Raw genomic sequence first — 22,232 nt, 5'->3', positions numbered from 1 at the left:
CATCCAAGAGAGAACAAGAGGAGTAGGTGGGAGAGAAATGTTTGATGTTACGTCACTTGGGGAAGTATTAATAGATTTTACTCCAGTAGATTCAACCGGAGATAACATCGCAAGGTTCGAGCAGAATCCAGGCGGAGCGCCAGCCAACGTGCTTGCAGCATTGTCGAAATGGGACAAAAAAACGGCATTCATCGGAAAAGTAGGCAATGATCAGTTTGGCAGCTTTTTGAAAGAGACACTGGAGTCTTGCAGCATTAATATTAAAGGCGTTGTCAGTACGGATGATGCGAGCACGACTTTGGCCTTTGTTCACTTGGACGAAAGAGGAGACCGTACGTTCAGCTTCGTTCGAAATCCGGGAGCGGATATGCTTCTTAGCGCCTCGGAAGTCAATTATACGATTGTAGAGAAGTCAAAAATTTTTCATTTTGGCTCCATATCCATGACGGACGAACTTGCGTCCGTAGCGACAATTAAGGCGGCAATGATTGCTAAGGCGAATGGAAAGATAGTCTCTTTCGATCCGAATTTGCGTATCCCGTTATGGAACAACCTTGAGCACGCCAAGGAGAAAATTCTGATCGGGTTGACTTTCGCGGACGTTCTAAAGATTTCGGAAGAAGAGCTTGAATTTATAACTGGAACAAACGATCTGGAAAGTGGTTCTCAGCAAATATTCCTCCAATACGGAGTCAGTATTATACTCGTCACGCGAGCGGAAAAAGGCTGTTTTGTAAGAAAAGGAGATATTGCGGTGTCCGTTCCCGGTTTTCCAGCGAATGTCGTAGATACGACAGGTGCCGGAGACGCATTTTTGGGAGGTTTCCTGTATCAGTTGTTGGAAAGAAACTGTCAGATAAATAATTTAAATGAAGACAATATTAAGTCTATGGCTCTATTTGCAAACGCAGTTGGAGCCCTGGTCACGACAAGAAAAGGCGCAATTCTAGCGATGCCATCATTATCGGATGTAGAAGAGTTCATCATGAAGGCAAATTCAGAATCTAACCATGAAAAGTACCGTCCACTATTTCACTATAGTCCTCCGTCTGGATGGCTGAATGATCCGAATGGACTTGTTTATTATGAAGGTGAGTATCATCTGTTCTATCAATATTATCCTCACAAAAATGAGTGGGGACCGATGCACTGGGGACATGCTGTTAGTAAGGATTTGGTGAACTGGGATCATTTGCCGATTGCGATCGCTCCGGATCACAACGGAATGATATTTTCAGGCAGTGCTGTCGTCGATTGGAACGATACAAGTGGTTTCTTTGGAGGCAATGCTGGTCTTGTCGCCGTATTTACGCATTCAGATACGTACCCGAATACCATCTACGAGAAGGGCGCTTACGTTATCGACGGAAAAACAATCACCGAGAGGCCGAGACAGCGTCAAAGTCTTGCATACAGCACGGACAAAGGCCGGACGTGGACGATGTACGAGGGGAACCCGGTTTTGGTCGATGTCGAATTAATCGATTTCCGAGATCCTAAGGTTTTCTGGAATGCGGATACAAATCGCTGGGTGTTGGTGCTGGCAGTTGACGATCATGTCCGTATATACACATCCCCGAACTTAAAGGAGTGGACGTTTGCCAGCGAGTTCGGAGCCAAAATGGGTTCACATGCGGGAGTATGGGAATGCCCGGATCTGTTTGAACTGCCGGTCGACGGTGAATGCGAGAATAAAAAGTGGGTGTTGATAGTAAGTATTGGCGATAATTCGGAATTCCCGGAAGGATCACGCACTCAATATTTTATTGGTCAATTCGATGGGGTTACGTTCACAAGCGATCTGGAGCAGGAAGAGATATTATGGATGGACTATGGACGCGACAATTATGCTGGAGTCTCTTGGTCCGATGTGCGTGAAGAAGATGGACGTCGTATTCTCATTGGCTGGATGAGCAACTGGAAATATGCGAACCAAACACCAACCACGGGATGGCGCAGCGCGATGACAATTCCGCGTTCCCTATCTTTGACACAAACTTCGGAAGGCATTCGTTTGATCTCAGAGCCGGTTGAGGAACTAACCGGTTTACGCGGCGAGCCGGCAACTAATCTTTCCGGTACCGTGCTGTCTGGTGATCGCTTGCTGGCCGGTTTAAGCGGAAACGCCTACGAAATCGAAGTAGAAGTTGAGTGGAAAGATGTGAAGGAGTTCGGACTGAAAGTCTGCCAATCCGATCGCGAGGAGACAGTAATCGGATTTGAGGCGGAGTCAAGCTTTCTGTACATCGACCGCACCCGTTCAGGGGAGTCAAGCTTCCATGAAATGTTTCCATGCAAACACGGAGCTGAAGTACAGACTGATGGAAAACAGTTGAAATTGCGTATATTCGTCGACCAATGCTCTGTCGAAGTGTTTGCGAATGACGGTCGGGTTGTGATTACCGATCTTATCTTCCCAGATTCGTCAAGCAATGGAGTATCTCTTTACAGCAGAGGCGGAGATGTGTTGTTGAACTCATTTGTCTATTATCCGCTGAAATCTATTTAGACAGATTCAAGATTGGAAGTATGATCTAATAAATAAATGAAGCCCAGGGGGGAAGGTATAGTCGATAGGAGCTTTATTGGCTGCCGTACCCCCTTCTTCCTTAATGATCAATGGCAAAATCTGAGCTTCAGGAGATAGGGAGTGCTAATTCCTCTTTGCGCACAAGAGCCAACATCAGTCAAGTCTGAGTGGGGAGTTAATACTTCAAGAATAACCTAATTCGAACTTCACTTCCTTCAGACGTCTATTCCATTACGAAAGGATATGACGAATGATACTTAATCAAGAGCCATTATTGAGTGAGCTTCCCGAATTGCATTATGCTACTTGGGCTGGCGAGAATTGCGCCACCGCGCTGGCATGCACGATTCTTCAAGCGTACAATAAACCGTTTCAATGGATATTTTCCGATAACTGGAATTTTTATTATCATTCCGTAGAGCAAATATCAGCATATGAATCCAAGCATATGAATAATCCCATCCTTTGGAATGCTCACGAGTTATTTGGAATGAACCTCACCGTACTCCAAGAAAAAGACTTTAATTGCCTCTTAGAAAAGCTGCCTCAGCATAAACACTTACTTATTTCCGGTGAATCTTTCTACCTTCCATGGTGCTATGGCTACCAAACGAGCCGAAATGATTATCACATGTTCGCTGTTCAAAACTATGATGAATGGAATCAACAAATGCTCGTTTGGAGCATTCATCACCAAGGATATGTTCCCGTACAGATCATTAAGCAATCGTTTGAAAGACCCGGTGCATCCGCATTTGCAATTACACCTCCAGTGAAAGCCATCCAAGACAGTGTGTTACTTCGCCAGTTACAAATCACCCTAGACAAAATCATCGGAGCAACGACTCTGAACTACACTAGCGGTTTAAAAGGACTCATCACACTCAAAGAACATCTGGCACAAGCTCCGACGCCTTCATCGGCTTATGCAATGCTTTGGTTCGTTCAATTCAAAGATATTATTCGGTTAAAAGTATCCTACATCGAGTTCTTGCATTATTTGCAGCAGCATGAAACCTCACCGCTGTATCAGTCGATTCCGCCTGAATTGGTCCGACAATTCATGAAAGCCGTCTCTCATTTTACCGCTTTTCGAAACATTCTAACGAAAACCGTTTTCAACAATTCGTATAGCCGCGTGACGGTAATCCGGCAACTGGAGAGAGCCATCGAAGCAGAATATGAATGTGCAAATATGCTTGAAAAATATCTGCTTGCGTAGGAGGCATTAATTTGACAACCCAAATTGATAACAAGCGGAATTCAATCGTTGCTATTGATTCGTTCTACAACGTGAAAGGAATCTCGTGGTCGGAACATCAAATCCACGGTTCATTGGATCATTCCGGAGACAGTATTCCTGGTGAGCTGCTCCCTTCAGGGGTGGTTCAAACGTATCGTGGAATTCAGTTTCAATTGCCCCGCCATACGACCAATCACTTCGACATGGTCTCCTGTGAAGGACAAACGGTTCCCATTAACGCTCGTTGCGATGAAATTGCTTTTTTGGGAATGAGTACATTCGGCGATCACACCGATTTTGTTGTGATTTCTTATAGCGACGGGGAAACGGATGAGCAGCTTTTTCGAATCTCCGATTGGGGGCGTTTATTTTTTACTAATGATTTATTTCCAGACGAGGAAATCGGTATCATTTTTCCTTATCGAAGGAATATTCAAGGTAATAAAGTTCCATATCTCGCCGGACTTTCCATTCAAAAAATTGTCATTGACAAACATAAAGAAATATCGTCGATTACGTTGCCACCCAACCCTTATATCTTTCTAGCATCCATAACACTGATACATGAACACGAATAACTAATATTTACAGAAATGAGGATGAATGACGTGAATCCAGTGGCTTTGCTTTTTCCCGGACAGGGAGCTCAGTATACCGGAATGGGAAAACAGTGGACGGAGCAGTTTCCTTACCTGAACGAGGTGTATGAGGAGGCAAGCGATATTCTGGGAATCGATATGAAAAAGCTATGTGAAAAGGGGACGAATGAGGAGCTTGCATTAACTGAGAATACGCAACCGTCTGTTCTCACCATCAGTTACGCGGCATATGTCATGTATGTGCGAGAAGTCGGAATGAAACCAGCGGTTGCAGCCGGTCATAGTCTGGGCGAGATTACGGCTTTGGCTTGTGCAGCATCGATTACGTTTGCCGATGCTCTTAAAATGGTGCAAATGCGAGGAAAGTTCATGCAGCAGGTGGCGAACAAAATTGAAGGGAAAATGGCTGCAGTGATTGGATTAGCGGTCGACATGGTGGAAAAGGTTTGTCAAAAATGGTCGAACGAGTCTTTGGGGGCTGGAATGGTTGTTGTATCCAACGTGAATTCAGGACGACAGGCCGTCATCTCCGGTCATGGCCTCGGAGTAGAAGCGGTATCGGAGATTCTTTCAGATTTAGGAGCGAAAATTGTTCCATTAAAAGTTAGCGCTCCTTTCCATAGCCCGTATATGCAGGATGCAGCAGAAAAATTTCGTGAATTTTTGACTCTTTTTACATTTCGAAATCCGCAATTCCCGGTATTGTCCAATTTGGACGGCGAACAGCATAGGCAAGCCGGTGAAATTGCGGAAAAGCTAGTAAAACAAATGTCAAGTCCTGTTCAATGGGCAGCATGCTTGAATACTATCGTTCATTTACCTGTAAGCACGATGGTCGAACTTGGTCCCAGCAGCGTGCTAACTTCGCTTTTTCGGCAAGAACATCCTTTCGTCTTAGCTTACAGTGCCGATCATGAAGTAGATTTGCAGAAGTTGATTCGAAGAAGCCGCTTGTCCTATTTTGAGAAATGCTTGGCCTATGCAGTCAGCACGAAAAACCGAAATTCAAAGATAACCATCGATGCATACCGGCAAAACGTAGTTACGCCTTATCGCGAGATTGAAACGATCCTTGCACGATTGGAGCGGAGCGGGGAAAAACCATCGGAAGATGAATACGAGACAGCACTAGCATATTTGTTGCACATCTTTGACGCAAAAGAAGTAGAAACAGTAGAAATAAATGATCGATTAGCGGATTTGAAGAGAGTAGGAGGGCGTTCATGAATTGCAGCAATACATTGATAAATGTCATGATGCAGACGAGTTCCACCGAAGGCATCACTTTTATTTCGCGCAATGAAGAGCATCGTGTAGATTATAGCCTGCTGCGCCAACGTTCGTTGTCTATATTGTACATGCTCCAGAGAAAAGGCTTTAAGCCGGGTCAAATAGTGATTATTCAAACGGAAGATAATCAACGATTTATTGAATGTTTCTGGGCATGTTTGTTAGGCGGATTTATTGCTGTTCCGATTTCTGCGGGTCAGGGCGAGGATCAACGGCTGAAAACAGCTAAAATTTGGAGCATTTTGGAATCGCCTATTATCATTACGTCGAATCAAAATTTGCTCAGTCTTCTGGATTATGCCAAGTCGAATGAGTTCAGCAGCTTATACGAAACCTGGAAAAGTTACAGTGTAACGACGGAAGAGCTGGATTGGGCTTCTGGAGACGAGGGGATCCCATGGAACGCTCGTGAGACGGATAGGGCTTTCATTCAATTCTCATCCGGATCTACCGGCAATCCGAAAGGCGTTGTCTTAACCCATCGCAATATATTGACGAATATGAGAGCCATTGTACACAATAGCGGCGCCTCTTCAAACGACAGTTCGATAAGCTGGATGCCTCTTACACATGATATGGGATTAATCGGTTTCCATCTCACACCGCTCCTCGCAGGCATGAAGCAATACATCATGAGTACCTCCTTATTCATAATGAATCCGATGCTTTGGCTGGCCAAGACGCATGAGCATCGGATTACGACGCTGGCTTCCCCCAATTTCGGCTACCATCATCTGTTACGCCATTTCGACGAAGCTTTGGCCGAAACGCTCGATCTGTCGTGTGTAAGACTCATCTTTAACGGGGCCGAACCGATTTCGGTGCAACTTTGCCGGGAATTTAGCAAGAAAATGCAAGAATACGGTCTGAATCAGAACGCGATGTTTCCGGTCTATGGAATGGCAGAAGCGACTTTGGCCGTCACGTTTCCTCCGGTGCACGAACCGCTGCAATCGATTGCACTAGAGCGGAATTCGCTCCATTCGAGCGGGGAGATGCGTGAAGCGGTTGTGAATGACGCGGCGGACGCGATCGAATTTGTTGATGTTGGTTTTCCAGTTGCCGATTGCGAAGTGAGAATTATTGGCGAGGACGGACGGAAGCTGACCGAACGCGTGATCGGAAGCATTCAAATCCGCGGACCTCATGTAACCTCGGGATATTACAATAACATCCAAGCGACACAATCGACGATAGATTCTGAAGGATGGCTCGATACTGGCGATCTGGGATTTCTTCGCAACGAGCGTCTCATTATAACCGGACGAAAAAAAGATCTCATCATTATAAATGGGCAAAATATTTATCCGCATGATTTAGAACGAATTGCTGCGGAGGAGTGCGCCGTCGAACTTGGGAAGGTTGCCGCTTGCGGAGTATTTAACTTAGAAAAGCAAACGGATGAGATCGCTTTTTTTGTTACCTATCGGGGTAAATGGCAGAATGTCGTGCCGCTTATACGAGAGTTGAAGAAAAAAATGAATGTAAGGATGGGGACGGAAATAGCTTACGTTATTCCGGTCAGGACCATACCTAAAACGACCAGTGGAAAAGTTCAAAGGTATTTGCTGGCACAACAATTTACAGCAGGAGAGTTTGACAAAAGTATTGCACAAATTGAAGAAGCGTTGGAAAAGCAGCAAATAGCGGAAGCGGGCGTAGCGGATTTCGTCTCCATGTCACCTTACAGCGAAATCGAAAAACGAATGATTCCGATATGGGAAGACGCGCTTAAAGTTCGGATGAACGGCAGGGAAAGCCACTTTTTCGAGTCCGGTGGCCATTCCATGAAAGCGGCGACGCTGCTCGCGAATATTTATAACGAGTTCCAGGCAGAGGTCTCGCTTTCTGACTTCTTTCTTAACCCAACCTTTGCTGGATTGGCATTTTTGATTGAACAGTCGGCAGGTGGGCCATCCGGCGGCGTACCACAGTTTCTGCCGATCGGCGAAGGCAAACATTTTCCATTGACTGGCGGCCAACGAAACGTCTTTTTAGAAGAGCAGCAAGAGGGTGTTGGAATCAGCTACAACGTCCCGGTCGTTTTTCTCATCGAAGGGGACGTTGATGTTAAGAAGCTGGAGCAAGCTTTGCAGAAGCTTGTCTTGCGCCATGAAGCGCTGCGGACGTCAATCGATTGGAAGGCCGGAGACATGGTTCAGACCGTCCAAGCGAATATCCCGGTTCGGATGGAAATTGAGGAGTCGGCAGAAACCATCGAATCCATTGTACGTCGATTCGTGCGGCCGTTTCAGTTGGATTCTGCTCCGTTATTTCGCGCCGGTTTGGTTCGATGTCGCGACAACAGACTGTACTTGTTATTTGACGCGCATCATGCAATCGTAGACGGTATTTCAATTCGCATTCTACTGGAAGAGTGGCTTGCCCTCTACGGCGGACAATCGCTGCATCCGCAGCCTCTGCAGCTCAAAGATGCGGCGGTATGGATGGCCGGCACTGGGGTTGCGCTAGCGGAGGAGCATTCCAAAATGTTCTGGCGGAACCAACTGGCCGCCGACTTGCCGGGCCTACGTATGCCGACGGACCGCAGAAGAGCGGAGAAACGGTCGTTCTGCGGCGACACGGTTCAATTTCAACTGCCGGCGGATCTCGCGGCGGGAATCGACCAATTCGCCCGATCCAATCAAATGACGGTCAATGCTGTATTGTTCGCCGTATACTTTCTGCTTCTCCATCGATATACCGGACAAATCGATTTGGTGTCCGGAACGTTGACATCGGGCCGTACCCGATCAGAAATGGCGACGATAGTAGGGATGTTCAATCATTTTCTCCCCGTACGAACGGCAGTGTGCACAGATGAATCTTTCCGTAAGTTTGCAGGCCGAGTTCATCGGCATTTGACGGATCTTTATGCACATCAAGACTATCCGTTAGAGCGGATTGTTGCGGATATCGCGATGCACAGAACTTCGGCGCACAGCCGCTTATACGATACGATGCTCATTGTGCATAACGAGTTCGATGCGGATATTGCCATTGAAATCTCGGGATTGCGGCTTATTCAGACCGAGGTCCATACCGGAACGGCGAAGCTTGATTTTAAACTGGATGTTTATATGAACAGCCATGGCTTGCTTCGGGGCGTCTGGGAATTCAATACGGATCTGTTCGCAAAGAGCTCAATGGAGCGGATGTCAAATCACTATACGGAACTGCTCCGTTCAGCTATTGCCGCTCCGGACCAAACGCTGTCCACAATCGAGATGGTGAGCGAACGGGAGCGGCAGCTGCTCGTCGATTGGAATAGTACGGAAGCCGAGTATCCGGCGGGCGATACGTTGCATGAGTTGTTTGAACGGCAAACGGAGCGTGATCCGAGTCGTCCAGCGGTATATTGCGGCGGTCAGCAAATGACTTACGGGGAACTGAACGCCAGAGCCAACCGACTAGCCTTTTGGCTTCGGGAAATTGGAGGCATCCAAGCCGATACGATTGTGGCTTTGATGGCGGAACGTTCGATCGATTTGGTCGTTGCTATCATGGCCGTACTCAAGGCGGGCGGCGCATATTTGCCGATTGATCCGCACTTTCCGCAAGAACGTATTCGCTATATGCTGGAAGACAGCGGGGCGGGTATTGTGCTTACTCAGCATCGATTTGCCGATATCGCTAACCAGTTAGTATTTGCCGGTAAAACAGTTTGTCTGGAAGATGAACTTTTATATGTTGGAGATGGCGGCAATCTGAAGCCGATCGCGAGTTCACATCATCTGGCGTATGTCATTTATACGTCCGGATCGACCGGTCGGCCGAAAGGCGTCATGATTGAGCATGAAGCGGCAGTGAATCGTCTCCATTGGATGCAGCGCCGCTACCCGTTAACGGGGAAGGACCGCATATTGCAAAAAACGCCGTATACGTTCGACGTGTCGGTGTGGGAACTGCTGTGGTGGTCAATCGCAGGAGCCGCAGTTGTTATGCTCGGACCGAGGGAGGAGAAAGACCCGGCTGCAATTGCGGAAGCGGTGGAACGTTACGGCGTAACGACGATGCATTTTGTGCCGTCGATGCTGCGGGCGTTTCTAGACGAAGCGGAGAACCGGCCCCGTCATGTAGACAAGCTAGCCTCGCTGAAGCGAGTGTTCGCCAGCGGAGAGGCGTTGCCGTCAAGGGAAGTGGGCCGTTTTAACCAGGTAATTGCGGATCACATTTGTGTTCGGCTGATTAATTTGTACGGACCGACAGAAGCGGCTATCGATGTGACTTCCTTCGATTGTCCATGGTCCGGCGAATCAGATCCCGTACCGATTGGCAAACCGATTGACAATATCCGTATGTATGTTGTAGGCCCGGGCGACCTGTTGCAGCCGATCGGTTTGCCGGGCGAGCTGTGCATCGCCGGAATCGGGCTGGCGCGCGGTTATTTGAACCAATTGGATTTAACGGCGGAGAAGTTCGTGCCGTGTCCGTTCGAACCGGAAGGGAATCGCATGTACCGGACGGGCGATTTAGCGAGGTGGCGGGAAGACGGGCAGTTGGAATATTTCGGTCGGCTCGATCATCAAGTGAAAATCCGCGGCTACCGGATTGAACTCGGCGAGATCGAGGCCGCCCTGATGAGCCGCGATGACATTCGGGAAGCGGTCGTATTGGGGAAAGGATCGTCTGGGGACGATCATTTACTGTATGCTTATTTCGCCGCGACACGCGACATTTCGAATGCGGAAATTCGTGCTTATTTGGCCGAATCGTTGCCGGAATACATGATCCCTTCGTTTTATGTGAAAGTCGATAACATCCCGATAAATTCTAGCGGGAAAGCGGATCGCAAAGCATTGGCGCAACTGGAAGTCAGATTGGACGACATCACGAAATACGTCGCTCCCCAAAACGAATGGGAGGCGGGGCTCGCGGAAATTTGGCAGGATGTGCTTGGTCTTGAACAAGTTGGAAGACATGATCATTTCTTTGAAATAGGCGGACACTCGCTAAAAGCCACGCAGTTGCTCCATAAGCTGCACAAAGAGATGCAAGTCGATTTGTCTTTGCGTCATATTTTCAGCAACCCGACGATTGAAAAACTCGCAGCAGTCTTAAACGTTGCACAGAAGAGTGTCCATGTACCGATTCCTGCCGCGGAAGTCCGCAAATCGTACCCGTTGTCCGCAGCGCAAAACAGGCTTTATGTTCTGCATCGCTTCGAAGGCATCGGAACGGCCTATCATTTGCCGGCCGCTTTCGTTTGCGAGGGGGTGCTTGACGAGATACGGCTGGAACGGGCGATTCAGGCACTTATAGGGCGACATGAAAGTTTGCGTACTTCTTTCGAGCTTGTCGACGGAATGCCCATGCAAATCATTCATCCGCAAGTTCCTTTTCAGCTGGAGCGGTTGAATGGCAACGAAGCCTCTCTTTCAGCTGTAATAAAAACGTTTACGCGAACGTTTAATTTAGAGCAGGCCCCCCTGTTGCGCGCGGGAATCATGAGGCTGTCCGACGAACAGTTTCTGATCATGTTCAATATACATCATATGATTTCCGACGGGGTCTCGATGGCCGTTCTTGTGCAGGAATTCGCCGAGCTCTACGAGGGAAAAGAACTTCCAGCCTTAAAGGTGCAATATAAAGACTTTACGATGTGGCAGCATTCCTTTTTGGCTTCCGAGCTTCTGCTTGAGCAGCAAAAATATTGGCTTGAAACGTTTGCGGACGAAGTTCCTTTGTTGAATATGCCAACGGATTTCAAGCGGCCTGCGTTGAAACGGTACGAAGGAGCAAGGGTTGCGTTTACCTTCAGCGCGGAGGAGACGGATCGGCTTAAATCCTTGGCGGCCGAGTCCGACGCAACGTTATTTATGGTTTTGTTGGCCGTATTTACAATTTTCTTGTCTCGATATTCCGGTCAAGACGATATCGTCGTCGGTTCGCCGGTTTCCGGAAGACCGCACGCCGATTTGCACAATCTTATCGGAATGTTCGTCAACACGCTGCCGCTCAGAAATTATCCGTCCGCCGGGAAAACGTTCAGCTTTTTTTTGCAGGAATTGAGTGGAAATACCGTCAAGGCTTTGGAAAATCAGGATTATCCGTTCGAGGAACTGGTGAACAAGTTGCAGCTGCCTCGGGACATCAGCCGCAATCCACTCTTTGAAGCGCTGCTGGTGCTGCAAAATATGGAGATCCCGGAACTCAACCTCGACCAATGCGCGATGAAGCCGCTGGCAATCGAGCATTCGACGGCAAAATTTGATCTTGTTCTCGAGGTGACCGAAACCGGAGACGAATTGAACGGCCACCTCGAATACAGCACGCAGTTGTTCAGGGAAGAAACCGTTCACCGGTTTGTCGGTCATATTCGATCGATTGCGTTGGCGGTGGCCGAAAACCCGCAAATTCAAATTGGCGCCATTGAAATGCTGACGAATGAAGAAAGGGGAGCGCTTCATCAGTTCAACGATACGGCATGCGCTTATCCGCAACACCTGACGATACAGCAAATTTTCGAAGAGCAAGCAGCAAAATCGCCTGGTCGGGCGGCGGTCGTATGCGAAGCGGAACGGCTCACCTATGCCGAGCTAAACAACAAGGCAAATCGGGTCGCGGAACGGCTCCGCGGCAAAGGAGTCGTTCCGAACGAAAGGGTGGCCATTCTTACCGAACGTTCCGTCGATATGATCGTGGGTATGCTGGCGATTCTCAAAGCGGGAGGTTGTTACGTTCCGATCGATCCGGCTTACCCGGCCGACCGAATTCAATATATGCTTTCCGACTGTGAAGCCCGCTTTGTACTGACACATTCGCCTGATACGAACATCCATGGGAATTCGTTCGATGTCGAATGGATCGACATTTCGGAATCTTCCGCGCAGCAATGCGAGAACTTGTCCTGCGTGAACAATCCAGGCGACTTGGCCTATATCATCTATACATCCGGAACGACAGGCAAACCGAAAGGCGTAATGATTGAACATCGCAACGTCGTACGGCTGCTCGTTCACGATAAGCCGCTCATTGATTTTACCAAAGACGACGTATGGACGATGTTCCATTCCTACTGCTTCGACTTCTCGGTATGGGAAATGTATGGAGCCTTGTTATTCGGGGGGAAGCTGGTTGTGGTGCCCAAGCAAACGGCGCAAAACCCGCAGCGGTTTTTGGAACTGCTCGTTGAAGAAAACGTCACCGTATTAAACCAGACGCCGTCGGCCTTTTACAATTTGCTTCATTTCGACACGGAGAAGGGCGCGGCGGACCTGCGGTTGAAGGTCGTGATCTTCGGTGGCGAAGCGTTGAAGCCGGCGATGTTAAAGACGTTTCACGACAAATATCCAGAAACGAAGTTAGTCAACATGTACGGCATCACGGAGACGACGGTGCATGTAACGTACAAGGAAATAACGGATCGAGAGATTCAGGAGAATGTCAGCAACATTGGCCGGCCGATCCCAACCTTAAGCTGTTACATCATGGATGCCAACTTTATGTTGGTTCCTGTCGGCGTCCCCGGCGAGTTGTATGTGGGCGGAGAAGGCGTAGCTCGCGGGTACTTGAACCGGGCGGAATTGACGGCAGACAAGTTTGTATCGAATCCGTTCGTGCCGAGAACCCGGTTGTATCGTTCAGGCGATCTTGCTCGTTGGCTGCCGGATGGATCACTTGAATATATGGGACGGCTGGATCATCAAGTCAAGCTGCGCGGCTTTCGCATCGAACTGGGTGAAATTGAAGCAGTATTGCTGCGGCACGAGCGAATTGCCGATGCGGTTGTGCTGGTCAATCCGACGCAAGCGGGAGATGAACGGCTTTGCGCTTATTTCGTCGCAAGCGGCGAACTGTCCGTTGCCGAGCTTCGCGCGTTTTTGTCCCGGACGTTGCCGGATTATATGATTCCGTCGTCTTTTACAACGGTAGAGCGCTTCCCGTTAACGACCAACGGCAAGGTTGACCGCAAAGCGTTAGCCGGATTGACAGCGAACTTGGAAGCCATTACAGCCTATTCGGCTCCGAAAAATGAAATGGAAGCGGGAATCGTGACGATTTGGAGGGAACTGCTGCAGCTTGAACGCATCGGCAGGCAGGATCATTTCTTTGAAATCGGCGGCAATTCGCTGTTGCTGATCCGCATGCATGCCAAGCTGGAGGAACAATTCCCCGGGGTTTTCAAGGTTACAGATTTGTTCTCCAGACCGACCGTCGCCGGATTGGCGGAGCTTCTGGCGGAGAGGGAGGGCAAGGATGATGCTGTCGCGTTAAAAGGGATACTTATGCCAGCAGATTACTTCAAAAGCCGAGACGAGTTGCAACCGCCGTTTTCCTATCGCATCGTGTTGGACCGCCGAGTCGGCCAAGCCATTGACCAGTGGATGGCGATCCGGGGAATATCCCCGGAAACCTTCTTCGCAACCGCATGGTTCCTGTTATTCCAGCATGTAACTGGGGGAGCCTCTAATCTTGTTTTGCACGTTCGGGACGTTTCGCCGCACAGCGGCAAGCAGATTGTAGCGGAACCAAGCCGGCTCTCCGGATTTGATGCCCTGTTTCATGAGACAAATCATAATTTAGGTCGGGACCGGGAAGACGTATACCCCTTGGCTCAAGCGAAAAGGCTTGGTGATTCGGATAAAGGAAATCAGCTTTTCGTTTTGCTCGATTTCTATAAAGGGGGAGGCGTCGGTTTGGAAATTGCATCAGCTTATGACGCCGTTGTTCACGGGTTCAAAGAAAACGGTCAATACGGGATCGTATGGGAAAGCAGCGGAAACAGATTGAAGAGGGATAAGGCCAAAATGCTTGCAGGACGCTATGCGGCTATCTGCAAATGGATGACTGATGAATACGGAGAGTTGCAAGCTTCTGCTACAAAAGAGGATTAAGCACATCGAAATGCTAACTACATATCGGAAAGGATGTTCACCTTGAAATGGATTCGTTTAGTTTTGAATATTGTCGTATATTTAGCGACATTTTATGCCGCAATGATCATTCATGACCGGGTTTATATCAAATTCGACGCGTACAAAGACATGTTGGATCGTAACGGACCAATGTGGATGATTACCGTTTTGACCACGTCTTATGTGCTGCTGCTCGGCGTATTTTGGTTCAAACGATTCTTTTTTAAGTCCGAGGGGCTTTTCCGCATGTGCCGATTCCAGCCGATATCGCGTTCGGCTGTCGGTTGGCTCACCGTGACCGGAATATTATGCGCGGTGTTCTTCGTCAGTCTGATCCAAATTTCGTTTTTGAAATCGAACTTCCCTGCTTTAAATGAATATGTGGAAATATTTATGGGCGACTCTTTTGTCATCACGCTGCTCGGCGCTGTCGTCTTTGGCGTTCTTTATGAAGAAACTTTATTCCGCGGGTTAATCTTGAACGAATTGCGGCGTACCGGAATGCCTTTGGTTGCAGCGATGATCATCCACGCGCTTGTATACGCGTATTTCCAACCCAGCCTGCCGATTTCGTGCATCGCTTTCTTCCTGGCCATCATGTATACGTTGATTTATAATCGGCTGCAGTCTATATGGGCTACGATCTACACGGCGGCGATCGTGAATTCGCTCATTTTTACCCTTCGAAAACTTGGCGCGTACGACATGATTGCCAAATGGAACGATATCGCGCTGATCGCAATTGCCTTGCTTAGCATTGCGGGCATTATTTCCATACTTGCCATCCTGTATCGTTCTGACAAGCAGGTACAAATCACAAGAACAGAGGTGCCGGTATGAAAAAGCTTGCGGTCATGCTTGGAAATTTGGCATGGATCATCGGTCTTTATTTGATCTCCATTCAAACGATGTTTAAATTATGGGACCTTTGGGTTGTCGGTCGCGAATCGATGCAGGCGATTGAGCAAATCAACTTTCGCGTCGCAATTATCGCACACGATTTGATTGGACTCTTTCTTTATCTAGTGATTTTCAAACTGTTTTATAAAAAAAGCATTTTCAAGATGAGCCGATTGGTTCCCATGAATGCCAAAACGACCGGCATAATCATCGTTTTGTCCATTCTCATGGGCATTTGGATGATGTGTCTTGTACGCATACCTTATATACAGGAACATTTTCCGCAATTCAACGAGGCTTTTGAATTTTTGCTCGGACGAAACGTCGCTTTTTTTATTGTTTTCTGGATTGTCCACTCGTTCTACAAGGAAATCTTTTTCCGAGGTTTGATTTTTAATCAGATGCAGAAGGTGTTTCCGACTTATCTATCGATTTTTGTTCTCGGCATCATTTACGGCTGGCTATTCTTCGACTGGAATCCGGCTTTGTCCGCCTATGGCATGCTCGGAGCGGTCATTCTTTGCCTTATTTATATTTGGACGGGGTCGGTTTGGTCGACGATCCTTTCCGAATTTGTGTTGTTCTCAACGTATTTCGCTATCTATCGGATCGATCCGTCGTTTGGCGCAACACTCGTGTTCGTCATTTTGCTTTGTTCCGTTTTGATTATTTATCTCATGTACCTATTATGGAAAGATCGGGTGCCTTCTCAAAAGCAGTTTGAATCCGGGAGCGTGGAAATCAGTGATGGATTTTAAGAACCTGCGTCTGGACGATGAGGAAATTAGCCAAAGCTGCGCGATCGAGGATGTTTCGATTAACGAAATCGCCATTATCGGTATGGCGATTCAAGCTCCTGGCGCTGAAAATATGGATCGATTCTGGGAAAACCTGCAACGCGGCTTCGATCAGGTAGGACCTTTTCCGGAAGGCCGCTTGGAGGATGTAAAGCCGTATTTGAAAATTTCTGGACTGGAAGATGATTTGACGCGTTATCACGAAGGCTCGTTTTTTCAGGAGATCGACAAATTCGATTATTCGTTCTTTCGCATTTCACCGAAAGAAGCAAGCTTGATGAATCCGAATCAGCGCCTGTTTCTGGAGAACAGCTGGAAGGCCATCGAGGATGCCGGATACGGCGGCGAAAAAATCAGAGGCACGCGCACGGGCGTATTTGTCGGCTATAACGGTGATGCTTTTCACGATTACAAACGGTTGATCGATCGATTCGAGCCGGATGTCATGTCGCTGGCGATTACGGGAAATCTTTCATCCATGATGGCGGGACGGCTTTCCTATTTACTCGACCTCAAAGGCCAGGCTATGACTGTGGATACGGCTTGCTCGTCTTCGCTCGTCGCTGTTCATATGGCCGTTCGGGCCTTAAGAAACCGGGAATGCGAAATGGCGATTGCAGGCAGCGCGAAAGTGAATATACTGCCGTTTCATAAGGATATCCGTATCGGGATCGAATCGTCTGACGCAAGGGCAAGAACGTTTGATGATCGTTCGGACGGGACCGGTGCCGGGGAAGGGGGGGGCACAGTGCTATTAAAACCACTTTATGCCGCCAAAAGAGACGGGGACCATATTTATGCGGTTATTAAAGGTAGCGCGGTCAATCAGGACGGACGCTCCAGCGGCTTGACGGCGCCGGACGCCGGTGCGCAAACCGATGTCATCTGCAAGGCCTGGGAGGATGCCGGAATCAACCCTGAAACTGTCGGATATGTCGAAGCGCACGGCACTGGAACCAAACTCGGCGATCCGATCGAAATTGAAGCGTTGCAGAGCGCGTTTCGCAGGTACACGGACCGCCGGCAATTTTGCTCTGTCGGTACGTTAAAAACGAATATCGGACATCTGGACCATGCGGCAGGAATCGCTGGACTTATTAAAACGGCTCTCATAATGAAGCATCAAGCGATTCCTCCGATCGTTCATTTCGAACGGCCGAATCGTAAAATCGACTTTATTGACTCTCCGGTATATGTCAACGACCGGAATAAGCCTTTAGAACCCGCAGGAAACGCGCCAAGAAGATGTGGAATCAGCTCTTTCGGCATGAGCGGGACGAATTGTCATGTTGTCCTGGAAGAAGCGCCGCTCCGCGAAGCTTCGCCGCATCGCGTCGAGAACGAAGCAGCGCTGTTTGTCCTGTCGGCCCAGAGTCATGAGACATTGCTGGGCTGGATCGATTCCTATATGGAACAAGCGGACCGCTTAAAATCGTTGTCCATTAAGGATATATGTTATACGGTGGCAACGGGACGGGCCCATCTATCCTATAGGCTTGCCATGCTCGTTCGCGATACGGACGATTTATGGATGAAATTGAAGCGAATTTCCGAGATCGGCTTGGAAGCGGAAAGCGAACACGTCTATTTCGGCAACGCCGGCAACGCCGGTGAACTTCGGGCTGCTGATCTGGAACAGATGCGAGACGACAAGGCCGGCATATGCCGGCTTTACGTTGAAGGCGCGGACATCGAGTGGGAGTCGTTTTACAGCGACGAAAATCGCTACAAAGCAAGCTTGCCCACATATCCGTTTAAGCGAACGCGATGTTGGGTCGATATGGATCACGGCGCCATTTATTCGTCTGCTGCACCAGCGACGCCTGGTGCAAAAGCGTCGCAGGCGGTCGTTCTAACAGGCAAAGAAAGCGAGGTCGATTATTCCGCTGCCGATCGTACGATTGCGGCGATTTGGAGCGATGTGCTTGGCGTTCGCCAAATCGGCGTCGACGACCATTTTTTTGAATTAGGCGGAGATTCGATTCTTGCTTTATGGGTGACGAACCGTCTCAATGAATCTTTTCAAACTCGCTGGGATCCCACGGCTATATTCCAGTTTCCGACCATCCGCGAGATCGCTGCAGCGATCGCGACCGAAGACAAAGCCGATGATTCCTTGCACTTTCCGGAGCCGCAAGCAGCCAAAAAGCGGGAACGATACCCTTTATCGTCCGCGCAAAAACGGTTGTATATTCTTCAGCAATTTGAACCGGCATCGACGGCGTATCATTTGCCTCAAGCGTTGCTGCTTGAAGGCCCGCTTGACCCGGAGCGATTGAAAAACACTTTTCAAGCTTTATTGGACAGGCATGAAATATTCCGCGCCTCATTCTATCTGGATGGCGACGAACCGGTTCAAAGCTTTGCTGACCGCCTGGAGCTTTCCATAGAATCTGTCGAAGCTGCCGAATCGGATGTGCCGGACTATATTCATCGTTTTATACGTCCGTTCGATTTGGCTAAGGATCCCCTCATTCGGCTGCTGCTGCTGCGCATTTCCGAACAAAAACATGTCCTGCTTGTGGATAAACATCATCTCATTTCCGACGGTACGTCGATGGGGATTCTCATACGGGAATTAATGCAATTGTATCATGGACAAGCGTTGCCTGCTCCGGCGCTACAGTATAAAGATTACGCGGTATGGCAACACGAGATGGCCCGTTCGCCGTTCATGGAAGTGCAAAGAGACTACTGGTTGAATGCGTTTCGCGGCGAAGTACCCGTCCTGCAATTGCCGACTGATTTTTCCAGACCGCCCGTTAAGAGCGCAGAAGGAAAAACGTTTGAAGTCGCATTGGATGGAGAGACCGTTTCCCGGATCAAGCAGCTTGCCAAGGAAAGGGAAACGACGCTGTTCATGGTTCTTCTTGCGGCGTACAATGTATTGCTTCATCGTTATACGGGACAAGATGATATCGTCGTAGGCTCGCCTATTTCCGGAAGACCGCACCATAACCTGGAATCGTTGGTCGGGATGTTCGTCAATACGCTGGCGCTTCGTAATTTTCCTGCGAAGGAGAAATCTTTCCTGCATTTCATGAACGAGGTGAAAGAAAATGCCATCCTTGCTTATCGCCATCAGGACTATCCGTTCGAAGATTTAGTCCATTCTTTATGCTTACAAGACAAGAGCAGAAATCCGCTGTTTGATACGATGTTAATTTTGCAAAATATCGACATCCCGGAAATTTCTCTGGATGAGCTATCCGTCGCGCCGTACCCCATTGAAAACAATACGGCAAAATTCGATCTGATGATTCAAACGTACGAGACGGAAAACGGTTTGCGGTTTGTCGTCGAATATTGCGCCAAACTATTCAAAGAAGAAACGGTTCAACGAATGATGCGGCATTATTTAAAAATTTTACAAGAGGTCGCGCTCCAGCCGGAAACGCCTATCGGCCATATTCAAATGCTTGCCGATGACGATGTACGGCTGATCGTCAACGAATTTAACAATAGCGAAAGCTGGACATTCCCGCCTCGCCCCATTCATTGCCTGTTCGAAGAACAGGCGGATCATGCGCCGGATCGGACGGCGCTCGTGTGGAAAGACCAACTATTCACATACCGTGAACTGAACGAAAGATCGAATCAGTTTGCGCATTTGCTTCGTTCCAAAGGGGTTGGTCCGGATTCGGTGGTTGGCATTGTCGCGGAACGTTCTCCCGAGCTGGTCATCGGCATGATGGCGATACTAAAGGCCGGCGGAGCTTATTTGCCGATTGATCCTCAGCTTCCCTTGGAACGCATCCAATATATGTTGAAGGATAGCGGCACGAAGGTCGTGTGCATGCAAGAGGAATGGAGAGAGACGGTTTCTTTTGAGGGAGAAACAATCTTGTTAACGGGTTCGGTTGCGGCGAATGAGCGGATATCGAATCCAGGCAACATCAATGAAGCGGGCGATTTGATGTACGTTATTTATACTTCCGGATCCACCGGACAGCCGAAGGGAGTCATGGTCGAACATCAGTCATTACACCATTTCGCATATTCGATTCGAGAACACTTCGGAGGCCAATTTGGCTATGAAGACCGCTGTCTCAGTTTGACGAGCATTTCATTCGATGTGAGCGTTTGCGAGCTGTTTTTACCGCTAATATTCGGTTCTGTGCTTGTTCTTTATCCGATGCCGAAGCTGACGGATATGAATGCGCTGGCAAATCTTCTGGTCGAAGAATCCATCAGTTTCGCTTATTTGCCGCCGACGTTGTTGAATGACATTTGCGATTTGCTTGAACCCGAGCGCCATAAGGTGAAATTAGATAAACTGCTGGTCGGCGTCGAACCGATCAAAGATTGGACGTTGGAACGTTACTTGCAGTTGAATCCCGAGATGAGAATCATCAACGGATATGGACCTACGGAAACGACCATTTGTTCGAATATGCATATATACGGATCGCAAAAGCCTGCCGGAAAAAATGTGCCGATCGGCAAACCGATGCATAAGAACCAAAACTACATTTTAAACGAAGCGCTCATGCCTGTTCCAATCGGAGTCGCAGGGGAATTGTACATTTCCGGGGCAGGTCTCGCAAGAGGCTACTTGCATCGTCCGGATTTAACGCTCGAGCGGTTCATCGAAAATCCGTTCATTCCGGGAACGATCATGTACCGTACCGGAGATTTGACGAGGTGGAAGGAAAACGGCGAAGCGGAATATATCGGCAGAACAGATTTTCAGGTAAAAATCAGAGGCTATCGCGTAGAACCGGGAGAAATTGAAGCGCTCATGTTGAGCCTGCCGAATATTCAATCCGCAGTCGTCATTCCTATCGAAGAACAGTCGGGGTATAAAGCATTGTGCGCCTATGTTGTGAGTCGGGCTCATGTACCTGTCGCGCAGATGAGAAGCGAACTGCTTCGCTATTTGCCGGATTATATGGTGCCGTCCTACTTCGTGGAGATGGAAGACATTCCGGTTACGGCAAACGGGAAAATCGACCGCAAAGCGCTTCCGCATCCGGAATCCATGCAAAGAAGCTCCGATAACGAATATGTGGCCCCTCGCAATGAACGGGAAGCGCAGTTGGAAGAGGTATGGAAGGAGATACTGGAGCTTCCGCGTGTAAGTGTGTACGATGATTTCTTTGAACTTGGCGGCAATTCTTTGAAGCTGATCTATATGAAGGTGGCTTTGGAGAAGCGAAATCTGATGCCCGAGGATGAAAACATGCTTTCGGTTACGACGATCGCCGGATTGGCAGCAGCCATCCAATCCAATCCAATCAAAGTATGGTCAGATGAAAATGGAGGTCAGAATGAATCGGGTTAAATTGTTTTGCTTGCCTTATGCCGGCGGTTCTGCCATGAACTACTCCTCCTGGAGAATACGGATGCCGCCATGGATCGAAGTGGTCCCTATCGAAATGGCCGGCCGCGGAATTCGGTTGGCTGATCCATTTTATAAAAGCTTGAGGGGTGATGGGACGGATGATTTGATTCGGCAGATTGCCGAACATCTGGACGAAACGCCATTTGCCATATTCGGACATAGCATGGGAGCCTTGTTTGCCTACGAGGCTTCCCTCCGGATCTTCTCATTAACGAATCGATCTCCCGCTCATGTTTTTTTATCCGGATGCAAAGCGCCGCATCTCAGGGAGAACAAAAACGTTCATTTGATGCCGGAAAAGGAGTTTCAAGAGCACATCTTGCAATTAGGCGGGACATCCCCCGACATATTTGAAAATAAAGAATTGTCGATGCTGTTCCTGCCCATTCTTCGAGCGGATTACCGGCTGGTGGAAACTTATGAATCCGCCTTGCGAGAAAAGCTGGATTGCGATATTACCGCGTTATACGGCGCCCAAGATCGATATTCGCGCAATGAAGCGGAAGAATGGAAACAGTATACGAAAAGGAAATGTCATGTAAACGAATTTCAGGGAAACCACTTTTTCATACATACAGATGTGGGGCAAGTGGTTGATTTGATTTGTCAACAATTGACTATCATCGATGGGCAAGATAGGTAATTCACGGGTATAAGCGAGGAGGCGATTA

Annotated in this window: 9 protein-coding genes; all 9 read left to right on the top strand. The window is 48.5% G+C overall.

Annotated features, from left to right (window positions below; all coding sequences use genetic code 11):
* Nucleotides 1–37 precede the first annotated feature (37 nt).
* The 9 genes from FHS16_RS20825 to FHS16_RS20785 all read left to right on the top strand — a co-directional run bounded on the left by FHS16_RS20825 (nt 38) and on the right by FHS16_RS20785 (nt 22,204).
* Nucleotides 38–2,509: a PfkB family carbohydrate kinase gene (locus FHS16_RS20825; protein WP_183567159.1), complete on the top strand. Its 2,472-nt coding sequence runs from the start codon at nt 38–40 to the stop codon at nt 2,507–2,509.
* A gap of 271 nt (nt 2,510–2,780) precedes the next feature.
* Entirely contained in the window at nt 2,781–3,752 is a 972-nt protein-coding gene (locus FHS16_RS20820) for a hypothetical protein (RefSeq protein WP_183567158.1), read from the top strand.
* A gap of 11 nt (nt 3,753–3,763) precedes the next feature.
* Nucleotides 3,764–4,351, top strand: a complete 588-nt coding sequence (locus tag FHS16_RS20815; protein WP_183567156.1) for a beta-sandwich domain-containing protein — start codon at nt 3,764–3,766, stop codon at nt 4,349–4,351.
* A 15-nt stretch (nt 4,352–4,366) separates the two neighbouring features.
* Nucleotides 4,367–5,599, top strand: coding sequence for an ACP S-malonyltransferase (gene fabD, locus FHS16_RS20810; RefSeq protein WP_312891001.1), 1,233 nt, complete (start codon nt 4,367–4,369; stop codon nt 5,597–5,599).
* Nucleotides 5,596–14,499 carry a non-ribosomal peptide synthetase gene (locus FHS16_RS20805; protein WP_183567152.1) on the top strand — a complete coding sequence of 2,968 codons (8,904 nt, stop codon included), beginning with the start codon at nt 5,596–5,598 and terminating at the stop codon, nt 14,497–14,499. The genes fabD and FHS16_RS20805 overlap by 4 nt, the downstream gene beginning before the upstream one ends.
* 42 nt (nt 14,500–14,541) lie before the next feature.
* Nucleotides 14,542–15,360 carry a CPBP family intramembrane glutamic endopeptidase gene (locus tag FHS16_RS20800; protein WP_183567150.1) on the top strand — a complete coding sequence of 273 codons (819 nt, stop codon included), beginning with the start codon at nt 14,542–14,544 and terminating at the stop codon, nt 15,358–15,360.
* Nucleotides 15,357–16,178, top strand: coding sequence for a CPBP family intramembrane glutamic endopeptidase (locus FHS16_RS20795; RefSeq protein ID WP_183567149.1), 822 nt, complete (start codon nt 15,357–15,359; stop codon nt 16,176–16,178). Before FHS16_RS20800 ends, FHS16_RS20795 begins: the two co-directional genes overlap by 4 nt.
* On the top strand, nt 16,168–21,501 hold the full coding sequence (locus FHS16_RS20790) for a hybrid non-ribosomal peptide synthetase/type I polyketide synthase (protein ID WP_246431883.1): 5,334 nt from the start codon (nt 16,168–16,170) through the stop codon (nt 21,499–21,501). Before FHS16_RS20795 ends, FHS16_RS20790 begins: the two co-directional genes overlap by 11 nt.
* Nucleotides 21,488–22,204 (top strand): thioesterase II family protein, encoded by a 717-nt coding sequence (locus tag FHS16_RS20785; protein ID WP_183567144.1) that lies wholly within the window; start codon nt 21,488–21,490, stop codon nt 22,202–22,204. The genes FHS16_RS20790 and FHS16_RS20785 overlap by 14 nt, the downstream gene beginning before the upstream one ends.
* Nucleotides 22,205–22,232: the final 28 nt, after the last annotated feature.

It is taken from the genome of Paenibacillus endophyticus, assembly GCF_014192395.1.
GTDB lineage: Bacteria > Bacillota > Bacilli > Paenibacillales > Paenibacillaceae > Pristimantibacillus > Pristimantibacillus endophyticus.
Note: the sequence above shows the minus strand (reverse complement) of the source record. Positions and strands in the feature narration are given on the sequence as shown.